Origin of the sequence: Streptomyces sp. NPDC056373 (genome assembly GCF_042262425.1) — a bacterium.
In the GTDB taxonomy this organism is placed as follows: Bacteria; Actinomycetota; Actinomycetes; order Streptomycetales; family Streptomycetaceae; genus Streptomyces.
In genome coordinates this window covers 376,025-394,064 of record NZ_JBHJPX010000004.1, presented here as the reverse complement: position 1 = coordinate 394,064, position 18,040 = coordinate 376,025, and the positions used below count along the sequence as shown (strand labels likewise).

Annotated in this window: 19 protein-coding genes; 8 read left to right on the top strand and 11 right to left on the bottom strand. The window is 70.2% G+C overall.

The window, feature by feature from the left end; translation table 11 throughout:
- Nucleotides 1–11 precede the first annotated feature (11 nt).
- Genes ACFCXS_RS10935 through ACFCXS_RS10925 form a run of 3 tightly spaced genes read right to left on the bottom strand, consistent with a single transcriptional unit; the run spans nucleotide 12 to nucleotide 4,577 of the window.
- On the bottom strand, nucleotides 12–1,985 hold the full coding sequence (locus ACFCXS_RS10935; protein ID WP_376642943.1) for a dipeptide/oligopeptide/nickel ABC transporter permease/ATP-binding protein: 1,974 nt from the start codon (nucleotides 1,983–1,985) through the stop codon (nucleotides 12–14).
- Nucleotides 1,982–2,944, bottom strand: coding sequence for an ABC transporter permease (locus tag ACFCXS_RS10930; protein WP_376642942.1), 963 nt, complete (start codon nucleotides 2,942–2,944; stop codon nucleotides 1,982–1,984). Before ACFCXS_RS10930 ends, ACFCXS_RS10935 begins: the two co-directional genes overlap by 4 nt.
- A gap of 4 nt (nucleotides 2,945–2,948) precedes the next feature.
- Nucleotides 2,949–4,577 carry an ABC transporter substrate-binding protein gene (locus tag ACFCXS_RS10925; RefSeq protein WP_376642941.1) on the bottom strand — a complete coding sequence of 543 codons (1,629 nt, stop codon included), beginning with the start codon at nucleotides 4,575–4,577 and terminating at the stop codon, nucleotides 2,949–2,951.
- Between the two features lie 298 nt (nucleotides 4,578–4,875).
- Here ACFCXS_RS10925 and ACFCXS_RS10920 point away from each other — a divergent pair, with 298 nt between their 5' ends.
- Nucleotides 4,876–5,313 carry a protein phosphatase gene (locus ACFCXS_RS10920; RefSeq protein WP_376642940.1) on the top strand — a complete coding sequence of 146 codons (438 nt, stop codon included), beginning with the start codon at nucleotides 4,876–4,878 and terminating at the stop codon, nucleotides 5,311–5,313.
- 96 nt (nucleotides 5,314–5,409) lie between these two features.
- On the top strand, nucleotides 5,410–6,561 hold the full coding sequence (locus ACFCXS_RS10915) for an abortive phage infection protein (protein WP_376642939.1): 1,152 nt from the start codon (nucleotides 5,410–5,412) through the stop codon (nucleotides 6,559–6,561).
- Here the strand turns inward: ACFCXS_RS10915 and ACFCXS_RS10910 are convergent.
- Together ACFCXS_RS10910 and ACFCXS_RS10905 are read right to left on the bottom strand one after the other, a co-directional pair.
- Nucleotides 6,549–8,045, bottom strand: coding sequence for an alpha/beta hydrolase (locus tag ACFCXS_RS10910; RefSeq protein ID WP_376642938.1), 1,497 nt, complete (start codon nucleotides 8,043–8,045; stop codon nucleotides 6,549–6,551). The genes ACFCXS_RS10915 and ACFCXS_RS10910 overlap by 13 nt on opposite strands.
- 85 nt (nucleotides 8,046–8,130) lie before the next feature.
- Nucleotides 8,131–8,541, bottom strand: a complete 411-nt coding sequence (locus ACFCXS_RS10905) for a MerR family transcriptional regulator (RefSeq protein ID WP_376642937.1) — start codon at nucleotides 8,539–8,541, stop codon at nucleotides 8,131–8,133.
- A gap of 55 nt (nucleotides 8,542–8,596) precedes the next feature.
- On the opposite strand from ACFCXS_RS10905, the gene ACFCXS_RS10900 reads away from it, so the two are divergent.
- Nucleotides 8,597–9,361, top strand: coding sequence for an alpha/beta fold hydrolase (locus ACFCXS_RS10900; RefSeq protein WP_376642936.1), 765 nt, complete (start codon nucleotides 8,597–8,599; stop codon nucleotides 9,359–9,361).
- A 270-nt stretch (nucleotides 9,362–9,631) separates the two neighbouring features.
- Here ACFCXS_RS10900 and ACFCXS_RS10895 read toward each other — a convergent pair whose 3' ends face one another.
- Together ACFCXS_RS10895 and ACFCXS_RS10890 are read right to left on the bottom strand one after the other, a co-directional pair.
- On the bottom strand, nucleotides 9,632–9,847 hold the full coding sequence (locus ACFCXS_RS10895; RefSeq protein ID WP_376642935.1) for a DUF397 domain-containing protein: 216 nt from the start codon (nucleotides 9,845–9,847) through the stop codon (nucleotides 9,632–9,634).
- Nucleotides 9,829–10,659 carry a helix-turn-helix domain-containing protein gene (locus ACFCXS_RS10890; RefSeq protein WP_376642934.1) on the bottom strand — a complete coding sequence of 277 codons (831 nt, stop codon included), beginning with the start codon at nucleotides 10,657–10,659 and terminating at the stop codon, nucleotides 9,829–9,831. The genes ACFCXS_RS10895 and ACFCXS_RS10890 overlap by 19 nt, the downstream gene beginning before the upstream one ends.
- Before the next feature lie 115 nt (nucleotides 10,660–10,774).
- Between ACFCXS_RS10890 and ACFCXS_RS10885 the strand changes: the two genes are divergently transcribed.
- The 4 genes from ACFCXS_RS10885 to ACFCXS_RS10870 all read left to right on the top strand — a co-directional run bounded on the left by ACFCXS_RS10885 (nucleotide 10,775) and on the right by ACFCXS_RS10870 (nucleotide 12,864).
- Entirely contained in the window at nucleotides 10,775–10,981 is a 207-nt protein-coding gene (locus tag ACFCXS_RS10885) for a hypothetical protein (protein ID WP_376642933.1), read from the top strand.
- Complete coding sequence (locus ACFCXS_RS10880; protein WP_030836519.1) at nucleotides 10,978–11,193, top strand: hypothetical protein; 216 nt, start codon at nucleotides 10,978–10,980, stop codon at nucleotides 11,191–11,193. The genes ACFCXS_RS10885 and ACFCXS_RS10880 overlap by 4 nt, the downstream gene beginning before the upstream one ends.
- Before the next feature lie 26 nt (nucleotides 11,194–11,219).
- Nucleotides 11,220–11,966: a DNA repair protein RecO gene (gene recO / locus ACFCXS_RS10875; RefSeq protein ID WP_376642932.1), complete on the top strand. Its 747-nt coding sequence runs from the start codon at nucleotides 11,220–11,222 to the stop codon at nucleotides 11,964–11,966.
- Nucleotides 11,967–12,030: 64 nt separating this feature from the next.
- Nucleotides 12,031–12,864, top strand: coding sequence for an isoprenyl transferase (locus tag ACFCXS_RS10870; RefSeq protein WP_376642931.1), 834 nt, complete (start codon nucleotides 12,031–12,033; stop codon nucleotides 12,862–12,864).
- A 265-nt stretch (nucleotides 12,865–13,129) separates the two neighbouring features.
- Here ACFCXS_RS10870 and ACFCXS_RS10865 read toward each other — a convergent pair whose 3' ends face one another.
- The 4 genes from ACFCXS_RS10865 to ACFCXS_RS10850 are packed head-to-tail and all read right to left on the bottom strand — an operon-like array spanning nucleotide 13,130 to nucleotide 16,257.
- The gene (locus ACFCXS_RS10865) at nucleotides 13,130–13,549 is read right to left on the bottom strand and encodes a Fur family transcriptional regulator (protein WP_376642930.1); all 420 of its coding nucleotides are present in this window, start codon (nucleotides 13,547–13,549) and stop codon (nucleotides 13,130–13,132) included.
- 58 nt (nucleotides 13,550–13,607) lie between these two features.
- The gene (locus tag ACFCXS_RS10860) at nucleotides 13,608–14,510 is read right to left on the bottom strand and encodes a metal ABC transporter permease (RefSeq protein ID WP_376642929.1); all 903 of its coding nucleotides are present in this window, start codon (nucleotides 14,508–14,510) and stop codon (nucleotides 13,608–13,610) included.
- A complete protein-coding gene (locus ACFCXS_RS10855; RefSeq protein ID WP_376642928.1) occupies nucleotides 14,510–15,277 on the bottom strand; it encodes a metal ABC transporter ATP-binding protein in 768 nt (255 codons plus the stop codon). Before ACFCXS_RS10855 ends, ACFCXS_RS10860 begins: the two co-directional genes overlap by 1 nt.
- Nucleotides 15,278–15,297: 20 nt before the next feature.
- The gene (locus ACFCXS_RS10850; protein WP_376642927.1) at nucleotides 15,298–16,257 is read right to left on the bottom strand and encodes a metal ABC transporter solute-binding protein, Zn/Mn family; all 960 of its coding nucleotides are present in this window, start codon (nucleotides 16,255–16,257) and stop codon (nucleotides 15,298–15,300) included.
- A gap of 171 nt (nucleotides 16,258–16,428) precedes the next feature.
- Here ACFCXS_RS10850 and ACFCXS_RS10845 point away from each other — a divergent pair, with 171 nt between their 5' ends.
- Nucleotides 16,429–17,811 (top strand): glycine--tRNA ligase, encoded by a 1,383-nt coding sequence (locus ACFCXS_RS10845; protein ID WP_376642926.1) that lies wholly within the window; start codon nucleotides 16,429–16,431, stop codon nucleotides 17,809–17,811.
- Nucleotides 17,812–18,040 lie beyond the last annotated feature (229 nt).

The following is an 18,040-nucleotide window of genomic DNA, read 5'->3' as shown; positions in this document are numbered from 1 at the left end:
ACCACCCCCGCTCATGACACCGCCCCGCTCTCGGTGGCCGACAGCTCCACGGCCGGGTGATGACAGGCCGCCGTGTGCCCGGGAGGACCGGCCAGGACCGGAGCCGTCGTACGGCAGGTCCCGCTCGCGCGCGGGCACCGGTCGGCGAAGCGGCACCCCGCGGGGAAGCCGGCCGGGGCCGGCACGACGCCGCTGATCTGCGTCATCCGCTCCTGCGCCGACTCCAGCGACAGCACGCTGCCGAGCAGGCCCCGCGTGTAGTGGTGCGCCGGTGCCTCCACCAGGTCCGCGGTCACGCCCGTCTCCACGATCTGCCCGCCGTACATCACCACCACCCGGTCGGTGACGTCCGCGACCAGCGCCAGGTCGTGCGAGACGAGGATCAGCGCGAAACCGAGCTCCTCGCGCAGCCGCAGCAGCAGCTCCACGACCTGCGCCTGCACGGTCACGTCCAGGGCGGTCGTCGGCTCGTCGGCGACGATCAGCTTCGGGTCGCGGGACAGGGCCATGGCGATCAGGACGCGCTGGCGCTGGCCGCCGGACAGTTCGTGAGGGTAGCTGCGCAGGGTCCGCCCGGGGTCGAGGCCGACCATCGTCAGCAGCTCGGCGGGGCTGCGGTGCCCGCCACGCCGCACGACCTGCTTCAGCTGCGCGCGGATCGTCATCGCCGGGTTCAGCGACGACAGCGCGTCCTGGTAGATCATCGCCATCTCGTGGCCGAGCAGCCTGCGGCGCACGCGCATCGGCTCGGCGAGCAGGTCCCGCTGCCGGAAGCGGACCTGGCCGCCGACCCGCGCCCCCTTCGGCTCCAAGCCCATGATCGCCAGCGCGGTGAGCGACTTGCCGCAGCCCGACTCGCCGACCAGCCCGAGCACCTCTCCGGGATGCACCTCGAAGCTGATGCCGTCCACGATGTCGACGCCGCCGTGCCGTCGGCCGAAGCCGATGACGAGGTTCTCCACCGCGAGCACCGGCTGCCCGTCCCGGGGCACTCGGCGCGCCCGGGCCCGCAACCGGCGCGCGGCGTCCGCCAGTCCGGGCAGCGGCACGACCTCCCCGCCGCCGTGCTCCGGCTCCTGAAGCCGGTCGTCGTCCGGTACGTCCGCCTCCCGCACCGAGGGGGCCGCCCAGGCGTCCGACACCCCCTCGGACAGGATGTTCAGCGACAGCACCGTCACCAGCATCAGCAGACCGGGGAACACCGTCGCCCACCAGCCGCCGGTCAGCACCATGTTCTTGCCGTCCGCGATGACACTGCCCCAGGACGGGTCCGGCGGCCGTACACCCGCCCCGATGAACGACAGCGACGCCTCGAACACGACCGCCTCGGCCACCTGGACCGTGCAGAACACCAGGATCGGCGCGGCACAGTTGACCGCCACGTGCCGCAGCACGATGTACGGCGTCCGCGCGCCGATCACCCGTTCCGCCGTCACGTAGTCCTCGCCGAACTGGTCGAGGACGTTCGCCCGCACCACCCGGGCCACCGGCGGTGTGAACAGGAACGCGATCGCGCAGATCAGCACCGTGATACCACCGCCGAACACCGCCACCAGCACCGCGGCCAGCGCGATGCCCGGGAACGCCATCACGACGTCCAGGCAGCGCATCAGCGTCTCGTCGACCGCCTTGCGCGAGGTCGCCGCGACCGCCCCCAGCAGCGCACCGGCCACCAGGGCGAGCCCGGTCGCGCCGAGCCCGATCGCCAGCGACCAGCGCGCCCCGTACATCAGCCGGCTGAGGATGTCCCGGCCGAGGCTGTCCTGGCCCATCCAGTGCCCGGCGGACGGGTGCCCGGTGCCGCCGGCCGGGGGCTGCTGGTCGAGCGGGTCGTGCGGGGCGAGGAGCGGCGCGAGCAGCGCCATCAGGGCGACGACCGTCAGGAAGCAGACGGCGACCTTCGACAGGGGCGGCAGCCGGCGCAGGCCGCGCAGCCGTACGCCGGGCCGCGACAGCGCCGCGGTGAGACTCTTGCGGGTCATCATGGGGCGGCGTCCCTCAGTCGCGGGTTGACCAGCAGGTAGAGGACGTCGATGACGAGGTTCACGACGACGAACCCGGCCGCCGTGGTCAGCACGACGCCCTGGACGACGGCAGGATCGCCGTTCTTCACCGCGTCGATCATCAGCTTGCCCATGCCCGGCAGCGAGAAGATCGTCTCGATGACGACCGCACCGCCGAGGAGGTAGCCGACGCGCAGGCCGAGCACGGTGAGGGGATTGATCAGGGCGTTTCTGAGGACGTTCCGTCCCACCACCACCCGGGGCGGCAGCCCGCTCCCGATCGCCGTCCGGACGTAGTCCTTGTCGAGCTCCTCCACGACGGCCGTCCGCACGATCCGGGTCAGCTGCGCCGCCACCGGGAGGGAGAGCGCGAGGGCCGGGAGCGTCATGGTCTTCAGCCAGCCGGTGAAGGAATCGGCCGGGTTGACGTAACCGCCGGTCGGGAACCAGCCGAGGTCGACCGCCAGATACTGGATCATCAGCAGGGCCAGCCAGAAGCCGGGCGCGGCGACGCCGGTCAGCGACACGACCCGGATGAGCTGGTCGGGCAGCCGGTCGCGGTGGATCGCCGCGGTCACACCGCCGAGCAGGGCGAGGACGACCGCGATGCCCAGCCCCAGGAAGGTCAGTTGCAGGGTGAGCGGCAGCGCGGTCGTCACCTGGTCGATCACCGGCGCCCGGGTCAGCGCGCTGGTGCCCAGGTCGCCGTGCAGCAGGTCGGCGACGAAGTCGGCGTAGCGCACCGGCAGCGGATCGAGCAGGCCGTGCTCCTCACGGAAGTCGTGCAGTTGCGCCGGTGTCGGGTTGGCGCCCTGGAAGAACGCGGACGCCGGGTCGACGTCCGAGAACCGCATCACCAGGAACACGAACAGCACGATGCCGAGCATCAGCGGCACGAGCAGGGCGAGGCGGCGCAGCAGGATCCGCAGGACGGCCGTCACGGCGCTAGGCCCACTTGGCCGTCAGGAGGTTGATGCCCGGGTACGGCTGGGCCCTTATCCCGCTGAGCCGCGCCGGGTCCCAGGCCGTCATCAGCTCGTTGTGGACGACCGGGTAGAGCACGGCCTGCTCGGCGACGACGTCGAGGTAGTCCTGGACGATCGTCTTCTTCCTCGCCGGGTCGGGCTCCCGGGTGGCCCGGTCCATGTCCTTGAAGAGCTGCTTGGCGACGGGGTCGGCGGCCCAGCGGGTGTACTGCATCCAGAGGTTCTCGGGACCGTAGTTGTAGTGCATGATCAGGTCGGCGTCGAGGCCGAACTGGTTGGGGTTCGAGGCGGCGGCCACGACCTGGTAGTCCCGCTTCTGGTCCAGCTTCGTGAACACGGCCGTGGTCTCCTGCGGCGCCAGGGTCGTCTTCACCCCGATCGCGTCCCAGGACGCCTTCACGGTCGGCAGGCAGTCGACGATCCAGCTGACGTTCACGGCCAGCAGCTCGATGCTCAGCCCCTTGACTCCGGCCTCCTTCAGCAGCGCCTTCGCCTTGTCGGGGTCGTGGTCGTAGACGGTCTTCGCCCGCCGGTAGGACGGGTTGGCCTCGTCGAGGAAGGAACTGGACGGCTTGCCGTGGCCCTTGAGCGCGACCTCCACCATCTTCTCGGTGTCGATGGCGTAGTGCAGGGCCTGGCGTACGCGCACGTCGTCGAAGGGCTTGTGCGCGGTGTTGAACATCAGGAACAGGTTGTTCATCCCGGCCCCGCCGGCGACGGTCATCCCGCCGCTCTCCAACTGCCCGATGTTGGCGTACGGGATGTTGTCGGCGATCTGCGCGCCCGCGCTCGACCCCGAGATCCTCGCGACGCGGGGAGCGGCGTCCACGATCGTCAGCCAGTTCATCTTCCGGAAGGCGGGCTTGCGGGGGCCGTTGTAGGCGTCGAACGCCTCGAAGGTCGTGTTCGACTTCGGGTGGTGCGCGGTCTGCCGGTAGGGCCCCGAGCCGATCGCCTTGCCCTTGATGGCGTCTTCCCAGGCGCCGGGCCGGGAGAACACGTGCCTGGGCATGATCTTGGCGAGGGTCAGCCGTGAAAGCCCGTCCGGGAAGGGGAACTTCAGCACGAGTTCCACGTTGCGCGCGTCGATCTTCCGGACCTCCTTCAGCCAGCTCGCGAAGAAGCCCTTGGCGAGGGTCTGGGTGTCCGGGTCGAGGATCCGCTCGAAGACGAACACGACATCGTCGGCGGTGACGGGCTTGCCGTCGTGGAACGTCGCACCAGCCCGCAGCGCGAACCTCCACGTGGTGGCGCCCGGGTCCTTCGGCACCTCGGTCGCCAGCGCGGCGTACGGCTCGCGGGAGATCGGGTCCGTGTCCAGCAGCCCCTCGTAGATGTGGTGGTTGGCGGCCATGCAGAACGCGGACGCCGTCTGGGTGGGGTCCCAGCTGCCGTCGTTGCCGTAGCCGATCACCGCGGTGAGCGTCCGGTCCCGGCCACCACCGCTGCCGGTGTCGTTGGTGGACTCCGGACCCGACGAACAGGCCGACAGCGACGCGGAGACGGCGGCGGCCGCGCCCAGCGCGCCGGTGTACTTCAGGAACGACCGGCGGTGCAGCGCCGGCACGTCGGGGGTCACGTCGCGCACGGGTCCTCCAGCGGGGTCTGGGGGGAGGGGACTGGCAGCGGAGATACGACGTCCTACGTCCTGTGGTCAGCGCGACCATAGGAGGGGCCGTGGGGGTGGTCAAGGGATCGCACACGAATGGCGCATCCGCCGGAGGCCGGACCGATGACGTCGCCCGACTGCGCAAGTTGACGGTGCGTCGGACCCGCTCGGGCGCCGGGCCGGTGCCCGGCGGCGGGACGTCGAGACGTCCGGGTCCTGTCGCATCGCTTCGCCGAAGCCGTCACCGAGCGGCCGGGAGCCGACCATGATGAGGGGCATGACCGAGCTGTGGAGCGAGAGTGACACCGGCGTCCTGAGACTGCCGTCCGGCCGACTGGTACGGGGCCGAGGCCTGCGCCACCCCCTGGACCCCGGCGCGCCCCTCCCCTCCTACGGTGTCCACCTGCTCGGCCGGCGGCCGCCCGAGGTCCCCTGGGAGTCGGGCTGGATCCGCTGGCCCGACTTCCGGCTCCCCGCGGACCGGGCGGCGGCCCGAGCGGTGCTGGCCGAGGTGTGGGAACGGGCCGCCGGGGAGCGGGTGGAGCTCGCCTGCGGAGGCGGCCGCGGCCGCACCGGCACTGCCCTGGCCTGCCTGGCGGTGCTGGACGGGGTGCCGGGGGAGGAGGCGGTGGAGTACGTCCGGCGGCACTACGACCGGCATGCCGTGGAGACACCCTGGCAGCGGCGGTACGTACGGGGGTTCGGCGAGGAGTGATCCTCTCCTTCGGCACGGCGCCTCATACCTTGGTCGCGCTGCCGTAGACCGACGGCCGACAGCGGACCCGGCGCCCCCCTCGGCACAGTGGGCGGCATGGAAGAGACCAAGGGGAGCAAACAGGCGAAGGGGATCAGCCGGGCCCGGTTTCTGGCCGGAGCGGCGGCGGTCGGCATCGCCGGGTCGGTGGGACAGGCCTCGGCGACGGGGGAACGGCACACCCGCGGACTGCGCCGGCGGGGCGTCGTCTACACCGTCGGGGCGGGGGAGACCCCGGGGACCGCGTGGAGCGCCGGGAGGATGCGCCACGACATCCGGGCCATCCGGGACGACCTGCACGCCGACACCGTCGACGTCACCGGGGACGGCGTCGAACGCCTCACGCGCACCGCCGCCGAGGCGGCCGAACGGGGCCTGCACGTCTGGTTGCAGCCCACCCTCGGGGACGCCCCGCAGCGGGACATCCTGGAGCACCTGGCCGAGACCGGCCGGTTCGCGGAACGGCTGCGGCGGCAGGGCGCGAGCGTCGACCTCAGCGTCGGCTGCGAGTTCTGGCTGTTCGTCCCCGGCATCCTGCCGGGCGACACGGCCCTGGACCGCATCAGGAACCTCCAGAACGGCACGGTCGACTGGCCGCGGACGCAGCGCCGCCTCGCCGAGTTCACGGCGAAGGCCGCGAAGACCGGCCGCTCCGTCTTCAGGGGCAACCTGAGCTACGCCGCCGCCCAGAGCATCGACGACCCGGACTGGAGCCTGTTCGACATCGTCGGCATCGACTACTACTCGTACTTCACGCGGCGGTCCGAGTACGTCCGGGATTTGAAGCAGTACCTGCGCCGGGGCAAGCCGCTCGCGATCACGGAGTTCGGCACCTGCGCGTACGTCGGTGCGGCCGAGACCGGCGGCATGGGCTGGGACGTCGTCGACTACGACAAGGACCCACCGGAGATCAAGGGAGACCTGGTGCGCAGCGAGCGCGTCCAGGCCGACTACGTGGGCGGGTTGCTGGACGTCTTCGCGTCGATGGGCCTCTACGCGGCGATGGCGTTCGAGTTCATCAGCGCCGACGCCCCGCACCGCGCGGACGCGCCCCGCCTCGACCTCGACATGGCGTCGTACGCCCTCACCAAAGTGATCAAGGACCGCCCGGACGACCCCGCCTCCGGCTGGCACTGGGAGCCGAAGGAAGCGTTCCACGCCCTGGCGCGCCGGTACGCCAGGGCGTGCGAGGCAGGTCAGCGGCAGTAGGTGTCCTTGCCGGGCCGTTCCCCGGTGGCCAGGAAGCGCGAGACGAGGGTGTCGCCGCACGCGGTGCCGTTGTCCAGGTAGGCACCGTGGCCGGTGGCGTCGCTCGTGACCATCACGGCTCGCCGGCCCAGGGCCTCGCGCAGCTTCAGCGCCCCACTGAGAGGGGTCGCCACGTCCCGCTCGTTCTGGATGAGCAGGACATCGGAGGGGCCCCGGTCGGTGACGCGCACCGGCGGCTCCTTCGGCTGCCACGGCCAGGCGGCGCACACCATCGCGTTCCGCGGCATGCCCGCGGTCAGCGGGTACTTCAGGCGGCCGGCGGCGACGTCCTTCCGGTACACGGCGGCCGACCGGGGCCAGGCGGCGTCGTTGCAGACGGTGGCGGCAACGACCGCGGCGTAGTTCCGCAGCACCGAGTCCGGCGGGGCCTGGGGCGCGGGCGGCACCGTGCCCTTCTGCGCCGCCAGGATCAGCTCGGCGACGGCGGGGTAGCCGTCGTCCGGGTCGTAGAAGCCGTCCAGCATGGTCTGGCGCAGGACGTTGCCGTTCAGCTCCTCGGGGTTGGCGCCGGGCCAGGGGATCGGCGTGCGGTCCAGGCGGGCGGCGAGACGCAGGAAGAGCGGGCGCACCTCGGACGCGGTGCGGGCCAGCCGGTGCGGGTTGCCGGGCCGGGAGGCCCACTTGGCGAACTCGGGGAAGTTGTCCTCGACGCCGACCTCGAACGCGGCGAGCCAGGCGCGTTGGCCCCGCACCGGGTCGGGGTGGTCGTTGCTGTCCAGCACGATGCGGTCGGCGCGCCGCGGGAACATCTCCCGGTAGGCGGCGCCGACGTACGTGCCGTACGACACGCCCCAGGCCGACAGTTCGGGCTCGCCGAGGGCGGCGCGGATGCGGTCGATGTCGCGGGCGTTGTTCTTGGTGCTGACGTGCCGCAGCAGTTCGTCGCCCTCGCGGGCGCAGGCGTCCGACATCCGCCGGGCGGTGGCCATGTTCTCAGCGACGGATCCGCGTGCTGCGGGCCAGGGGAGCAGCTTGGTGCGGGCGAGGTCGGCGCGGTCGAAGCCGCAGCTCACGGGCGTGGACGGGGCGTTGCCGCGCGGTGCGAAGCCGATGAGGTCGTAAGCCTCGCGTACCGACCGGGGCAACTGTCTGCCCTCCTCGGAGGGCCCGGCGAGGCTGTCCCCGCCGGGGCCGCCGGGGATCATGAGCAACGCGCCCCGGCGGGCCGAGGGCTTCTCGCTGGGGAGGCGGGAGAGGGCGATGTCGATCTTCCGGCCGCCCGGGTCGGCGTAGTTCATGGGTACGGAGAGCACCGCGCACTGCTGCCGGGGGTCGAGGCCGGTGCCCTCGCACTTGGTCCATTCGAGAGGCTCGGCATTGGCATCGGCTTTGGCATCGGTGGCGGAAGCGGTCAGCGGGACGACGAGCCCGAACAGGAGAACGGAGGCCGCGATCAGGGAGGCGTTGCGCGTGATCTGCTTCATGGGACGAGCCTGACGGCTCAAAGCGCCTGCCCCCATCCGGGCAACCGCCGTACCGTCCAGCGGGTTTACCCCCTAGTGTTGCGGGTCAGGGCGTTGTCGAAGGCGTCCGGTGCTCGTCCTCCTGCAGGGGGACGCTCGCGGCATATCTCGTGCACGCATCGCACCTTGTGAGCAGGTCGTGCTCGCAGTTGATCACGTGCGCGAGGAATCGTTCGGCATCCTCGAGTTGTGCTCGCTGCGTCCGGATCCGGTGGAGTTGCCGCTCGATCGCGCCCGTTCTCTCGGGTTCACCTCGGTGCAGCACCTGCCTGATCTCCGGCAGGCTCATGCCGACGCCCTGGCACGCCCGCAGAACCCGCAAGCGGTGAAGGTGCTCCTCGCTGTAGTCGCGCCGGCCTGAAGGTGTGCGGTCGGGCACGACGACACCTGCATCGTCCCAGTGCCTCAGCACATGCACCGCTACTCCAAGACGGTGAGCGACCTCTCCGATCTTCATGGGGGTCAGTATCGCTGCTTGACCTCAGGTCGACCTGAGGTTCTAGCTTCCTCGCATGAACACGAGGGAATCGCGGCTGCCGGATCCCGTCCACATCACCGTCGACGGGGCAAGCGTCGCAACATACGTACTGGTCCCCGAGCGGGGGGCTCCGCTGGGAGATGTGGTGTTCTGCCATGGCACGCCGTGGTCGTCACAGGTATGGGCGGAGGCCGCACGGCACCTGAGCAGCAGGTATCGGGTGTTCCTGTGGGACATGCCCGGCTACGGCAGATCACCTAAGGATCCGGCAGTACCGATCGATCTCGCCTCCCAGATGTCACGATTCGCCCAGCTGCTCACGTACTGGCGCCTGGACAGGCCGTACGTCGTCGCACACGACATCGGAGGAGCCGTGGCCCTCGGGTCCCACCTGCTTCACGACCGTGAGTACGCGGGCCTGTTCCTCTGGGACGTGGTGACACTCGAGCCGTGGGGATCGCCGTTCTTCCGGCTGGTCGCCGACCATGCCGACGTGTTCGCGCAACTCCCGGCCACGCTCCACACGGCCTTGGTCAAGGAGTACATCGCCGGTGCGGCACGCCACCAGTTGACAGCCCGTTGGGTAGATACCTTGAGTCAGCCGTGGTTGGGGGTGACGGGTCAGCCGGCCTTCTACCGTCAGATCGCCGCGCTCCGGCCCGAACACACCAGGCCGGTCGCGGAACGCCTGCGGCAGGTGGGCTGCGCGGTGACGATCGGCTGGGTGAGCAGGACCCCTGGATCCCTGTCGACCAGGCAGCTCAACTGCGAGACCGGCTCCCCGGGAGTCCGCGCGTGACCGTGCTGGGCGAGGTCGGGCACCTTGCCCCTGTCGAAACGCCGTCGCGTGTGTCTCGCGCTCTCGGCGACTGGCTCGCCCGTCGAAGTGGGTGAACCGGTGGCGCAAGCACGGCGGCATCGGCCTCCTCGACCGTTCGGTCCGGCGCGGATCGCGTTCGAGCTCAACCGGACTGGCGTCACGATCAGCCGCCGTCGGGCAGACGCAGCATGAAGACGTCGATCGGGTCCTGGGATTCCACCGTGAAGCCGTGGCGTTCCGCAGCGCCCGTTACTCGGCTCGTGGAGGCAGGGCGGCCCTGGCCGTGGGCAGGAACGCCCTCCAGGCAGCTGCCCCGACCAGAACCACAGGGCCGTCGGCCAGCTTGCTGTCCCTCACGGGTACGGCCCCGGGTATCCCGTCGGCGACCTCGACGCAGTTGCCGCCATCGCCGTTGCTGTAACTGCTCGTGCGCCAGCGGGCGTCGCTCAGGTCGTAGGAGTGCATCGTCTGAATTCCTCAGCCGCCGATCGGACCAGGGCGAGGGACGCCTCCGGCGACAGCGCGGCACCCCTGAGCAGATCGTAGGCGCGCTGTGCCCGCTTCACCATGGCCGGGCCGTCGACCAACGTTCCCGAGTACGACGTTTCCGTGTAGGCGACGGGCGGCGCTTCGTCGAACTCCATGAGCCGTAGCGAGCCGTTGTTCGCAGGAGCCCCCGCCGAGAACGGGAACACCTGAAGCACCACCTTGCGTGCGCCCACGAGGTCGGCCATGTGGTCCAGGGTTTGAGCCGTGACGTCAGGACCGCCGACCGGAACCCGGAGCACGGTTTCGTGCACGACCACCCAATACACCGGCCTTGTAGCGTCGTCGAGGATGTGGGCGCGTTCCACGCGGGCGGCGACCCGGTCCTCGATGAACTCGTCCGCTGCGAAGGGATGCGTGGCCAGAGTCAGTGCCCTTACGTATGCCGGCGTCTGAAGGAGTCCCGGCACCACGGTCGGCTCGAACTCGCAGATCTGCGTGGCCAGCCCCTCAAGCTCCACAACCCCGGCGAAGTAATCCGCATACCGCCTGTCGTCGATCAGCTTCCTGCACAGCCGCTCGAAAATACCGTCGGTTTGCAGTACGTCGTCGATCCGCTGGGCCACATCCAACTGTGGCTTGCGAATGGCCTGTTCGAACTGGCCGATGTATCCGCCGGAGACGAAAACCCGTGATCCCAGCTCCACCTGGGTGATTCCCGCGTCCTCCCTCCGCCGCTTGAGCTCCGCGCCGAAGAACTCCCACGCCGCCTGCCGAGAACCATTGGCCATTACCGAACCCCTCTGTGCTGCCCCGCAGTTGTAGGGCACAGACCCTTCCCGAGTGTAGAAGCGGAGCGTCACCGTTGGGACGCGAAGAGTGAAACCGCAAAAGGAAGGGGAGCACGTGAAGGCACGACACTCGGCGCTCTGCGTCGAAGAAGCGGAGGACGCGGTGAAAGAATTGCGGACAGAACTCGCCGAGGCGGGAATTACCTTGCCCTCACTGGGGCTCGACCCGGTGAGTCTTGCGCGAGAAGCGCCCTGTCCGCTCGTGGAATTGGGCCGGTGTTCCGTGGAGACCGCCCGGCGGCTCGCGGCGGTGCTGCGATGAAGCCACCGGTCGGCGCCTATGTCGTGGACACCCGCAGCGGCCGCATCGGCATCGTCATGGGGCATGAGGGGCCCTACGTGCAGCTGAGGCCGTACGGGGGCGGCAGGGAGTGGGACGCCGACCCGGGTGCCGTCCGGCACGCCACCCCGGCCGAGCGGCTGCGCGCGGCGACGGCCTACGCCAACGCACGCAGCAGGGGCGAGGTCCCGTGAGGCGGTGACCCTGCGAGAATGGCGCCATGAGTCTGTTCCGCGACGACGGCATCGTGCTGCGCACCCAGAAGCTGGGTGAGGCGGACCGGATCATCACGCTGCTCACACGCGGTCACGGACGGGTACGCGCGGTGGCCCGGGGCGTGCGCCGGACGAAGTCGAAGTTCGGTGCGCGCCTCGAACCCTTCTCCCACGTCGACGTGCAGTTCTTCGCCAAGGGGAGCGAGCTGGTCGGACGCGGACTGCCGCTGTGCACACAGAGCGAGACCATCGCCCCGTACGGCGGCGGCATCGTCAGTGACTACGCCCGGTACACGGCCGGGACCGTCATGCTGGAGACCGCCGAGCGGTTCACCGACCACGAGGGGGAGCCGGCCGTGCAGCAGTATCTGCTGCTGGTCGGCGGGCTGCGGACCCTCGCCCGAGGGGAGCACGCACCCCATCTCGTGCTCGACGCGTTCCTGCTCCGCTCCCTCGCCGTCAACGGCTACGCCCCGAGCTTCACCGACTGCGCGAAGTGCGGGATGCCCGGACCCAACCGGTTCTTCTCGGTCGCCTCGGGCGGTTCCGTCTGCGTGGACTGCCGTGTCCCCGGCAGCGTCGTACCCTCACCCCAGGCCCTGGAGCTCCTCGGCGCCCTGCTGACGGGAGACTGGGAGACCGCGGACGCGTGCGAGTCGCGCTACGTCCGGGAGGGCAGCGGGCTGGTGTCCGCGTATCTGCACTGGCACATGGAGCGCGGGCTGCGCTCCCTGCGCTACGTCGAGAAGTAGTGCGAGCAGCGCACAACAGAGCAGCAAGCAAGCGAGCAAGCGAGCACGAGGAGACGAGAAGCACATGGCCGTACGCGGGATCCTGGGGCGCCAGCGCCGGGAGTACAGGACGCCGGAGCCGCACCCGTCCGGCGCGCGGCCCCCGAAGATCCCCGGGGAGTTCGTACCGCAGCATGTGGCGATCGTCATGGACGGCAACGGCCGCTGGGCCAAGGACCGCGGACTGCCGCGTACCGAGGGTCACAAGGTCGGCGCCGAGCGTGTGCTGGACGTGCTCCAGGGCGCCATCGAGATGGGCGTCGGAGCGATCTCCCTCTACGCCTTCTCCACCGAGAACTGGAAGCGCTCGCCGGACGAGGTGCGCTTCCTGATGAACTTCAACCGGGACTTCATCCGCAAGACCCGGGACCAGCTCGACGCGCTGGGCATCCGGGTGCGCTGGGTCGGGCGGATGCCGAAGCTGTGGCGTTCCGTGGCCAAGGAGCTCCAGATCGCCCAGGAGCAGACCAAGGACAACGACAAGCTCACGCTGTACTTCTGCATGAACTACGGCGGGCGGGCCGAGATCGCCGACGCGGCGCAGGCACTGGCGGCGGACGTGAAGGCGGGCAAGCTCGATCCGTCGAAGGTCAACGAGAAGACGCTCGCGAAGTACATGTACTACCCGGACATGCCGGACGTGGACCTGTTCCTGAGGCCCAGCGGTGAGCAGCGCACCTCCAACTACCTGATCTGGCAGAGCGCCTACGCCGAGATGGTCTTCCAGGACGTGCTGTGGCCGGACTTCGACCGGCGTGACCTGTGGCGGGCCTGCCTGGAGTTCGCCTCGCGGGACCGCCGCTTCGGCGGGGCGATCCCCAACGAGGAGCTGCTCGCCATGGAGGGCGACCAGCCGTAGCCGGCAAGGCCCGGCCGCCTTCCGGTGGCGGCCGGGCCAGGGCGGCGGCCAACACCTCCCTCACCCCCGAGACCGGCCCGGAGGACGCCTACGACCTGATCCTGACCTCCTCGGCCCTGTCGCTGCCAGTCCGGCGCACACTGAGCGCCCGGGGCACGTAGGAGGCCAGGAGGTCTCTGACCTCAGGGGCGCGGGGAACTGCGCGACAAGCCACAACGAACCCGCAGCCGGCGACCTGACGGCAGCCCCCACGGCGATTTCCCGCTCATCCGCCGGAGGCCGCAGCACACTCCGCGCAGGTCCCGAAAATCTCCACCGTATGAGCCACGTTCACATACCCGTGCTCCGCGGCGATGGACTCGGCCCACTTCTCCACGGCCGGCCCCTCCACCTCCACGGCCTTCCCACAGCCACGGCACACCAGGTGGTGGTGATGGTCGTCGGTGGAGCAACGCCGGTACACCGACTCGCCGTCGGCCGTGCGCAGGACGTCGACCTCACCGGCGTCCGCGAGGGACTGCAGGGTGCGGTAGACCGTGGTGAGCCCGACCGAGTCGCCCTTGTGCTTGAGCATGTCGTGCAGTTCCTGCGCGCTGCGGAACTCGTCGACCTCCTGCAGGGCCGCCGACACAGCGGCCCGCTGCTTGGTGGCGCGGCCCTTCACGGACGGTCCAGCGGTCGTCACCGTTGCCTCCTCACGTCTGCCTTGCCCGGGCCATTGTGCCAGCCCGGGGTGACGGCGGTCAGACGCCGACTTCGTCGGCCGCCGGGCGGCTGCCCGGGATCGTGCATTCCCCGGGATCGGTCGCGCCGTCCGCGGCCGCCCGGGCCCGGGCGCGGCGGCGGGCCAGCGGGGCCGCGAGCGCCGTCAGGGCGATGAACGCGCCGATGGTCAGCAGCACGATCGTCGCGCCGGGCGGCACGTCCTGGTAGTACGAGGTGACCGTGCCGCCGATCGTCACGCTCACACCGATGGCCACGGCGATCACGAACGTGGCGGCGAAGCTGCGGGCGATCTGCTGGGCGGCCGCGACGGGCACCACCATCAGCGCACTGACCAGCAGCAGCCCGACCACCCGCATCGCCACCGTCACCGTGACGGCCGCGGTGACCGCCGTCAGCAGGTTCAGCACGCGCACCGGCAGCCCCGTCACGCGGGCGAACTCCTCGTCCTGGCTGACCGCGAACAGCTGCCGCCGCAGGCCGAGGGTGACCAGGACGACGAACGCGGCCAGGACACAGATCGCGGTGACGTCCGACTGGGACACCGTGGACAGGGAGCCGAACAGGTACGACGTCAGGTTGGCGTTGGAGCCCGTCGGCGCGAGGTTGATGAACATCACACCGCCGGCCATGCCGCCGTAGAACAGCATCGCGAGGGCGATGTCGCCGCGGGTCTTGCCGTACCAGCGGATCAGCTCCATGAGGACCGCGCCGAGGACGGAGACCAGGGTCGCCATCCAGACCGGGGACCAGGTCAGCAGGAAGCCCAGGCCGACGCCGGTCATCGCGACGTGGCCGATGCCGTCGCCCATCAGGGCCTGGCGGCGCTGGACCAGGTAGATGCCGACCGCGGGGGCGGTGATGCCGACCAGGACGGCGGCGAGCAGGGCCCGCTGCATGAAGGCGTAGTCGAGGAAGTCCATCAGCTCAGCAGTCCCGTACGGATCGGTTCGGCGCCCGCGGGTGCGTGCGGGTGCACGTGGTCGTGGCCGGGCAGGGCGTGCTGGCCGACGGCCTTCGGGGGCGGCCCGTCGTGGACGACGCAGCCGTCGCGCAGCACGACCGCCCGGTCGATCAGCGGCTCCAGCGGGCCCAGTTCGTGCAGCACGAGCAGCACGGTCGCGCCCTGGGAGACCTGCTCGGTGAGGGTGTGCGCGAGGACCTCCTGGCTGGCCAGGTCGACCCCGGCCATCGGCTCGTCCATGATCAGCAGCTCGGGCTCGGAGGCGAGCGCGCGGGCGATCAGGACACGCTGGTGCTGGCCGCCGGAGAGGGCGTCGACCGGGTCCTTGGCCCGGTCCGCCATGCCGACGAGGTCCAGGGCGCGTCGTACGGCCGCGTGGTCGGCCTTGCGCAGGACGCCGAAGCGGGCCCGCGACAGGCGGCCGGAGGAGACCACCTCGGTCACCGTGGCGGGCACCCCGCCTGCGGCCGTGGTGCGCTGCGGGACGTAGCCCACGCGGTGCCAGTCGCGAAACCGCCTGCGGTCCGTGCCGAACAGCTCGATGGCGCCGGCGCCGGTCTGCACCTGGCCGATGACGCTGCGCACGGCCGTGGACTTGCCCGAGCCGTTCGCGCCGAGCAGAGCGACGACCTCGCCGCGGTGCACGGTGAGGTCGATGCCGCGCAGTACGGGGCGCGAGCCCAGGTCCGCGCGGACGCCGCGCAGGGATACGACGGGCTCGGTCATACCGTCCTCCGATGGGTCGATCACTTGGCTCCCAGGGCCGTCTGCAGGGCCTTGAGGTTGGATTCCATGACCTGGAAATAGTCGTCGCCGCGGGACGTGTCCGTGATGCCCTCGAGCGGGTCGAGGACGTCGGTCTTCAGGTTCGCGTCGCGGGCCAGGGTCTTCGCGGTCTTGTCGGAGACCAGTGTCTCGTAGAAGACGGTGGTGACGCCGTCGGCCTTCGCCTCCTGCTGGAGCTCGCGGACCCGGGCGCCGCTGGGCTCGCTCTCGGGGTCGACGCCGGAGATGGCCTCCTGGGTGAGGCCGTAGCGCTCGGCGAGGTAGCCGAAGGCGGCGTGGTTGGTGAAGAAGACCTTGGTCCTGGTGTCCTTCAGGCCGTTCTCGAAGTCGCCGTTCAGCCCGTTCAGCTTCGTGACCAGGGCCTCGGTGTTCTTCTTGTAGTCGGCCGCGTGGTCCGGGTCGGCCTTCTCGAAGGCCTTGCCGACGCCCTGGGCGATCTCGGCGTACTTCACCGGGTCGAGCCAGACGTGCGGGTCGCGGCCGTGCTCGTCCTCGTCGGAGTGCTCCTCGGAGTGGCCTTCCCCGCCTTCGTGGCTGTGGCCGCCGGTGCCGTGGTCCTCGAGGTGGGTCAGCGTGGCCGCGTCGATCTTCGTCTTGATGCCGGTCTGGCCGACGGCCTCGTCGACGGCGGGCTGGAGGCCCTTGAGGTAGAGCGCCGCGTCGGCCTCCTCCAGCTGCGCGCGCTGCTTGGTGCTGATCTCCAGGTCGTGCGGCTCCTGGCCGGGCTCGGTCAGACTGGTGACGTTCGCGTGGTCGCCGCCGATCTGCTGGGCGAGGAACGCCATGGGGTAGAACGACGCGACGACATCGAACTTGTCCGTGTTGCCCGTGGCCGCGCTGTCGCTGGAGCAGGCGGTCAGGGCGCCGAGGCCGAGAGCGGAGGCCACGGCGGCGGGTATGAGGCGTCGTCGTACGTTCATGACACTCATTTTCAACAAATATGGAAACCGTTGTCAACAAACCCTTCGCGCAGGGCCTTGAGGCCGCCTTGGGGGGAGCGATTTGATTGAGGGGGCGTCCCCGCCGGTAACCTGAGACATTCGCTGGAAGCAACTCGCTCCGTCGCCCGTCGTCGTAATGAAGAGAGCACCGTGGCCGCCGACAAGATCGACACCATCGTCAGCCTGAGCAAGCGCCGTGGCTTCGTATTCCCCTGCAGTGAGATCTACGGCGGTCAGCGCGCCGCTTGGGACTACGGCCCCCTGGGTGTCGAGCTCAAGGAGAACCTCAAGCGCCAGTGGTGGCGCTACATGGTGACGTCGCGCGAGGACGTCGTGGGCATCGACTCGTCCGTGATCCTGGCCCCCGAGGTCTGGGTCGCCTCCGGCCACGTCGCCACCTTCACGGACCCGCTGACCGAGTGCACCTCCTGCCACAAGCGGTTCCGCGCGGACCACCTGGCGGAGGCGTACGAGGAGAAGAAGGGCCGCGCCCCGGAGAACGGCCTGGCCGACGTCAACTGCCCCAACTGCGGCAACAAGGGCCAGTTCACCGAGCCCAAGCAGTTCTCGGGCCTGCTGTCCACCCACCTCGGCCCGACGCAGGACTCCGGCTCCGTCGCCTACCTGCGTCCCGAGACCGCCCAGGGCATCTTCACCAACTTCTCGCAGGTGCAGACCACCTCGCGCCGCAAGCCGCCGTTCGGCATCGCCCAGATGGGCAAGTCGTTCCGCAACGAGATCACGCCCGGCAACTTCATCTTCCGCACCCGCGAGTTCGAGCAGATGGAGATGGAGTTCTTCGTCAAGCCGGGCGAGGACGAGAAGTGGCAGGAGTACTGGATGGAGCAGCGCTGGAACTGGTACACCGGCCTGGGCCTGCGCGAGGAGAACATGCGGTGGTACGAGCACCCGAAGGAGAAGCTCTCCCACTACTCCAAGCGCACCGCCGACATCGAGTACCGGTTCTCCTTCGGCGGCAGTGAGTGGGGCGAGCTCGAGGGCGTCGCCAACCGCACCGACTACGACCTCGGTGCCCACTCCAAGGCCTCCGGCCAGGATCTCACCTACTTCGACCAGGAGGCCGGCGAGCGCTGGACGCCCTACGTCATCGAGCCCGCGGCCGGTGTCGGCCGCGCGATGCTGGCGTTCCTCCTCGACGCCTACATCGAGGACGAGGCCCCCAACGCCAAGGGCAAGATGGAGAAGCGCACCGTGCTGCGCCTCGACCCGCGTCTCGCCCCGGTGAAGGTCGCGGTGCTGCCGCTGTCCCGCAACCCGGAGCTGTCCCCGAAGGCCAAGGGCCTCGCCCAGGCCCTCCGGCAGAACTGGAACATCGAGTTCGACGACGCCGGCGCCATCGGCCGCCGTTATCGCCGCCAGGACGAGATCGGTACGCCGTTCTGCGTGACCGTCGACTTCGACACGCTCGAGGACAACGCGGTGACCGTCCGCGAGCGCGACTCGATGAAGCAGGAGCGCGTCTCCCTCGACCAGATCGAGGGCTACCTGGCGGCTCGCCTGATCGGCTGCTGAGCGCCTCTCGCTGCGACGCGGTGCCGGGTTCCTCCACGGAGGGGCCCGGCACCGCTGCGTTTACCGGTTCGGGTCGACGTGGTCGAGCCTTGGTGCCGATGAGGGGGTCGATGGCGGGGACGGGCAGGCGTGGTCGAGCCGGGCAGGTGCGGCGAGGGCGGGCAGACGTGGTCGAGCCGGGCAGGCGCGGCGAGGGCAGGCAGGCGCCGAGAGCTGACAAGTATCGAAT

Coding starts and splice junctions, on each gene's coding strand:
- ACFCXS_RS10855 (WP_376642928.1), bottom strand. CDS start 15,277: ATGACCGAGCCCGTCGTATCCCTGCGCGGCGTCCGCGCGGACCTGGGC.
- recO (WP_376642932.1), top strand. CDS start 11,220: ATGAGTCTGTTCCGCGACGACGGCATCGTGCTGCGCACCCAGAAGCTG.
- ACFCXS_RS10900 (WP_376642936.1), top strand. CDS start 8,597: ATGAACACGAGGGAATCGCGGCTGCCGGATCCCGTCCACATCACCGTC.
- ACFCXS_RS10905 (WP_376642937.1), bottom strand. CDS start 8,541: ATGAAGATCGGAGAGGTCGCTCACCGTCTTGGAGTAGCGGTGCATGTG.
- ACFCXS_RS10860 (WP_376642929.1), bottom strand. CDS start 14,510: ATGGACTTCCTCGACTACGCCTTCATGCAGCGGGCCCTGCTCGCCGCC.
- ACFCXS_RS10850 (WP_376642927.1), bottom strand. CDS start 16,257: ATGAACGTACGACGACGCCTCATACCCGCCGCCGTGGCCTCCGCTCTC.
- ACFCXS_RS10870 (WP_376642931.1), top strand. CDS start 12,031: ATGGCCGTACGCGGGATCCTGGGGCGCCAGCGCCGGGAGTACAGGACG.
- ACFCXS_RS10915 (WP_376642939.1), top strand. CDS start 5,410: ATGGAAGAGACCAAGGGGAGCAAACAGGCGAAGGGGATCAGCCGGGCC.
- ACFCXS_RS10880 (WP_030836519.1), top strand. CDS start 10,978: ATGAAGCCACCGGTCGGCGCCTATGTCGTGGACACCCGCAGCGGCCGC.
- ACFCXS_RS10920 (WP_376642940.1), top strand. CDS start 4,876: ATGACCGAGCTGTGGAGCGAGAGTGACACCGGCGTCCTGAGACTGCCG.
- ACFCXS_RS10910 (WP_376642938.1), bottom strand. CDS start 8,045: ATGAAGCAGATCACGCGCAACGCCTCCCTGATCGCGGCCTCCGTTCTC.
- ACFCXS_RS10895 (WP_376642935.1), bottom strand. CDS start 9,847: ATGCACTCCTACGACCTGAGCGACGCCCGCTGGCGCACGAGCAGTTAC.
- ACFCXS_RS10890 (WP_376642934.1), bottom strand. CDS start 10,659: ATGGCCAATGGTTCTCGGCAGGCGGCGTGGGAGTTCTTCGGCGCGGAG.
- ACFCXS_RS10935 (WP_376642943.1), bottom strand. CDS start 1,985: ATGATGACCCGCAAGAGTCTCACCGCGGCGCTGTCGCGGCCCGGCGTA.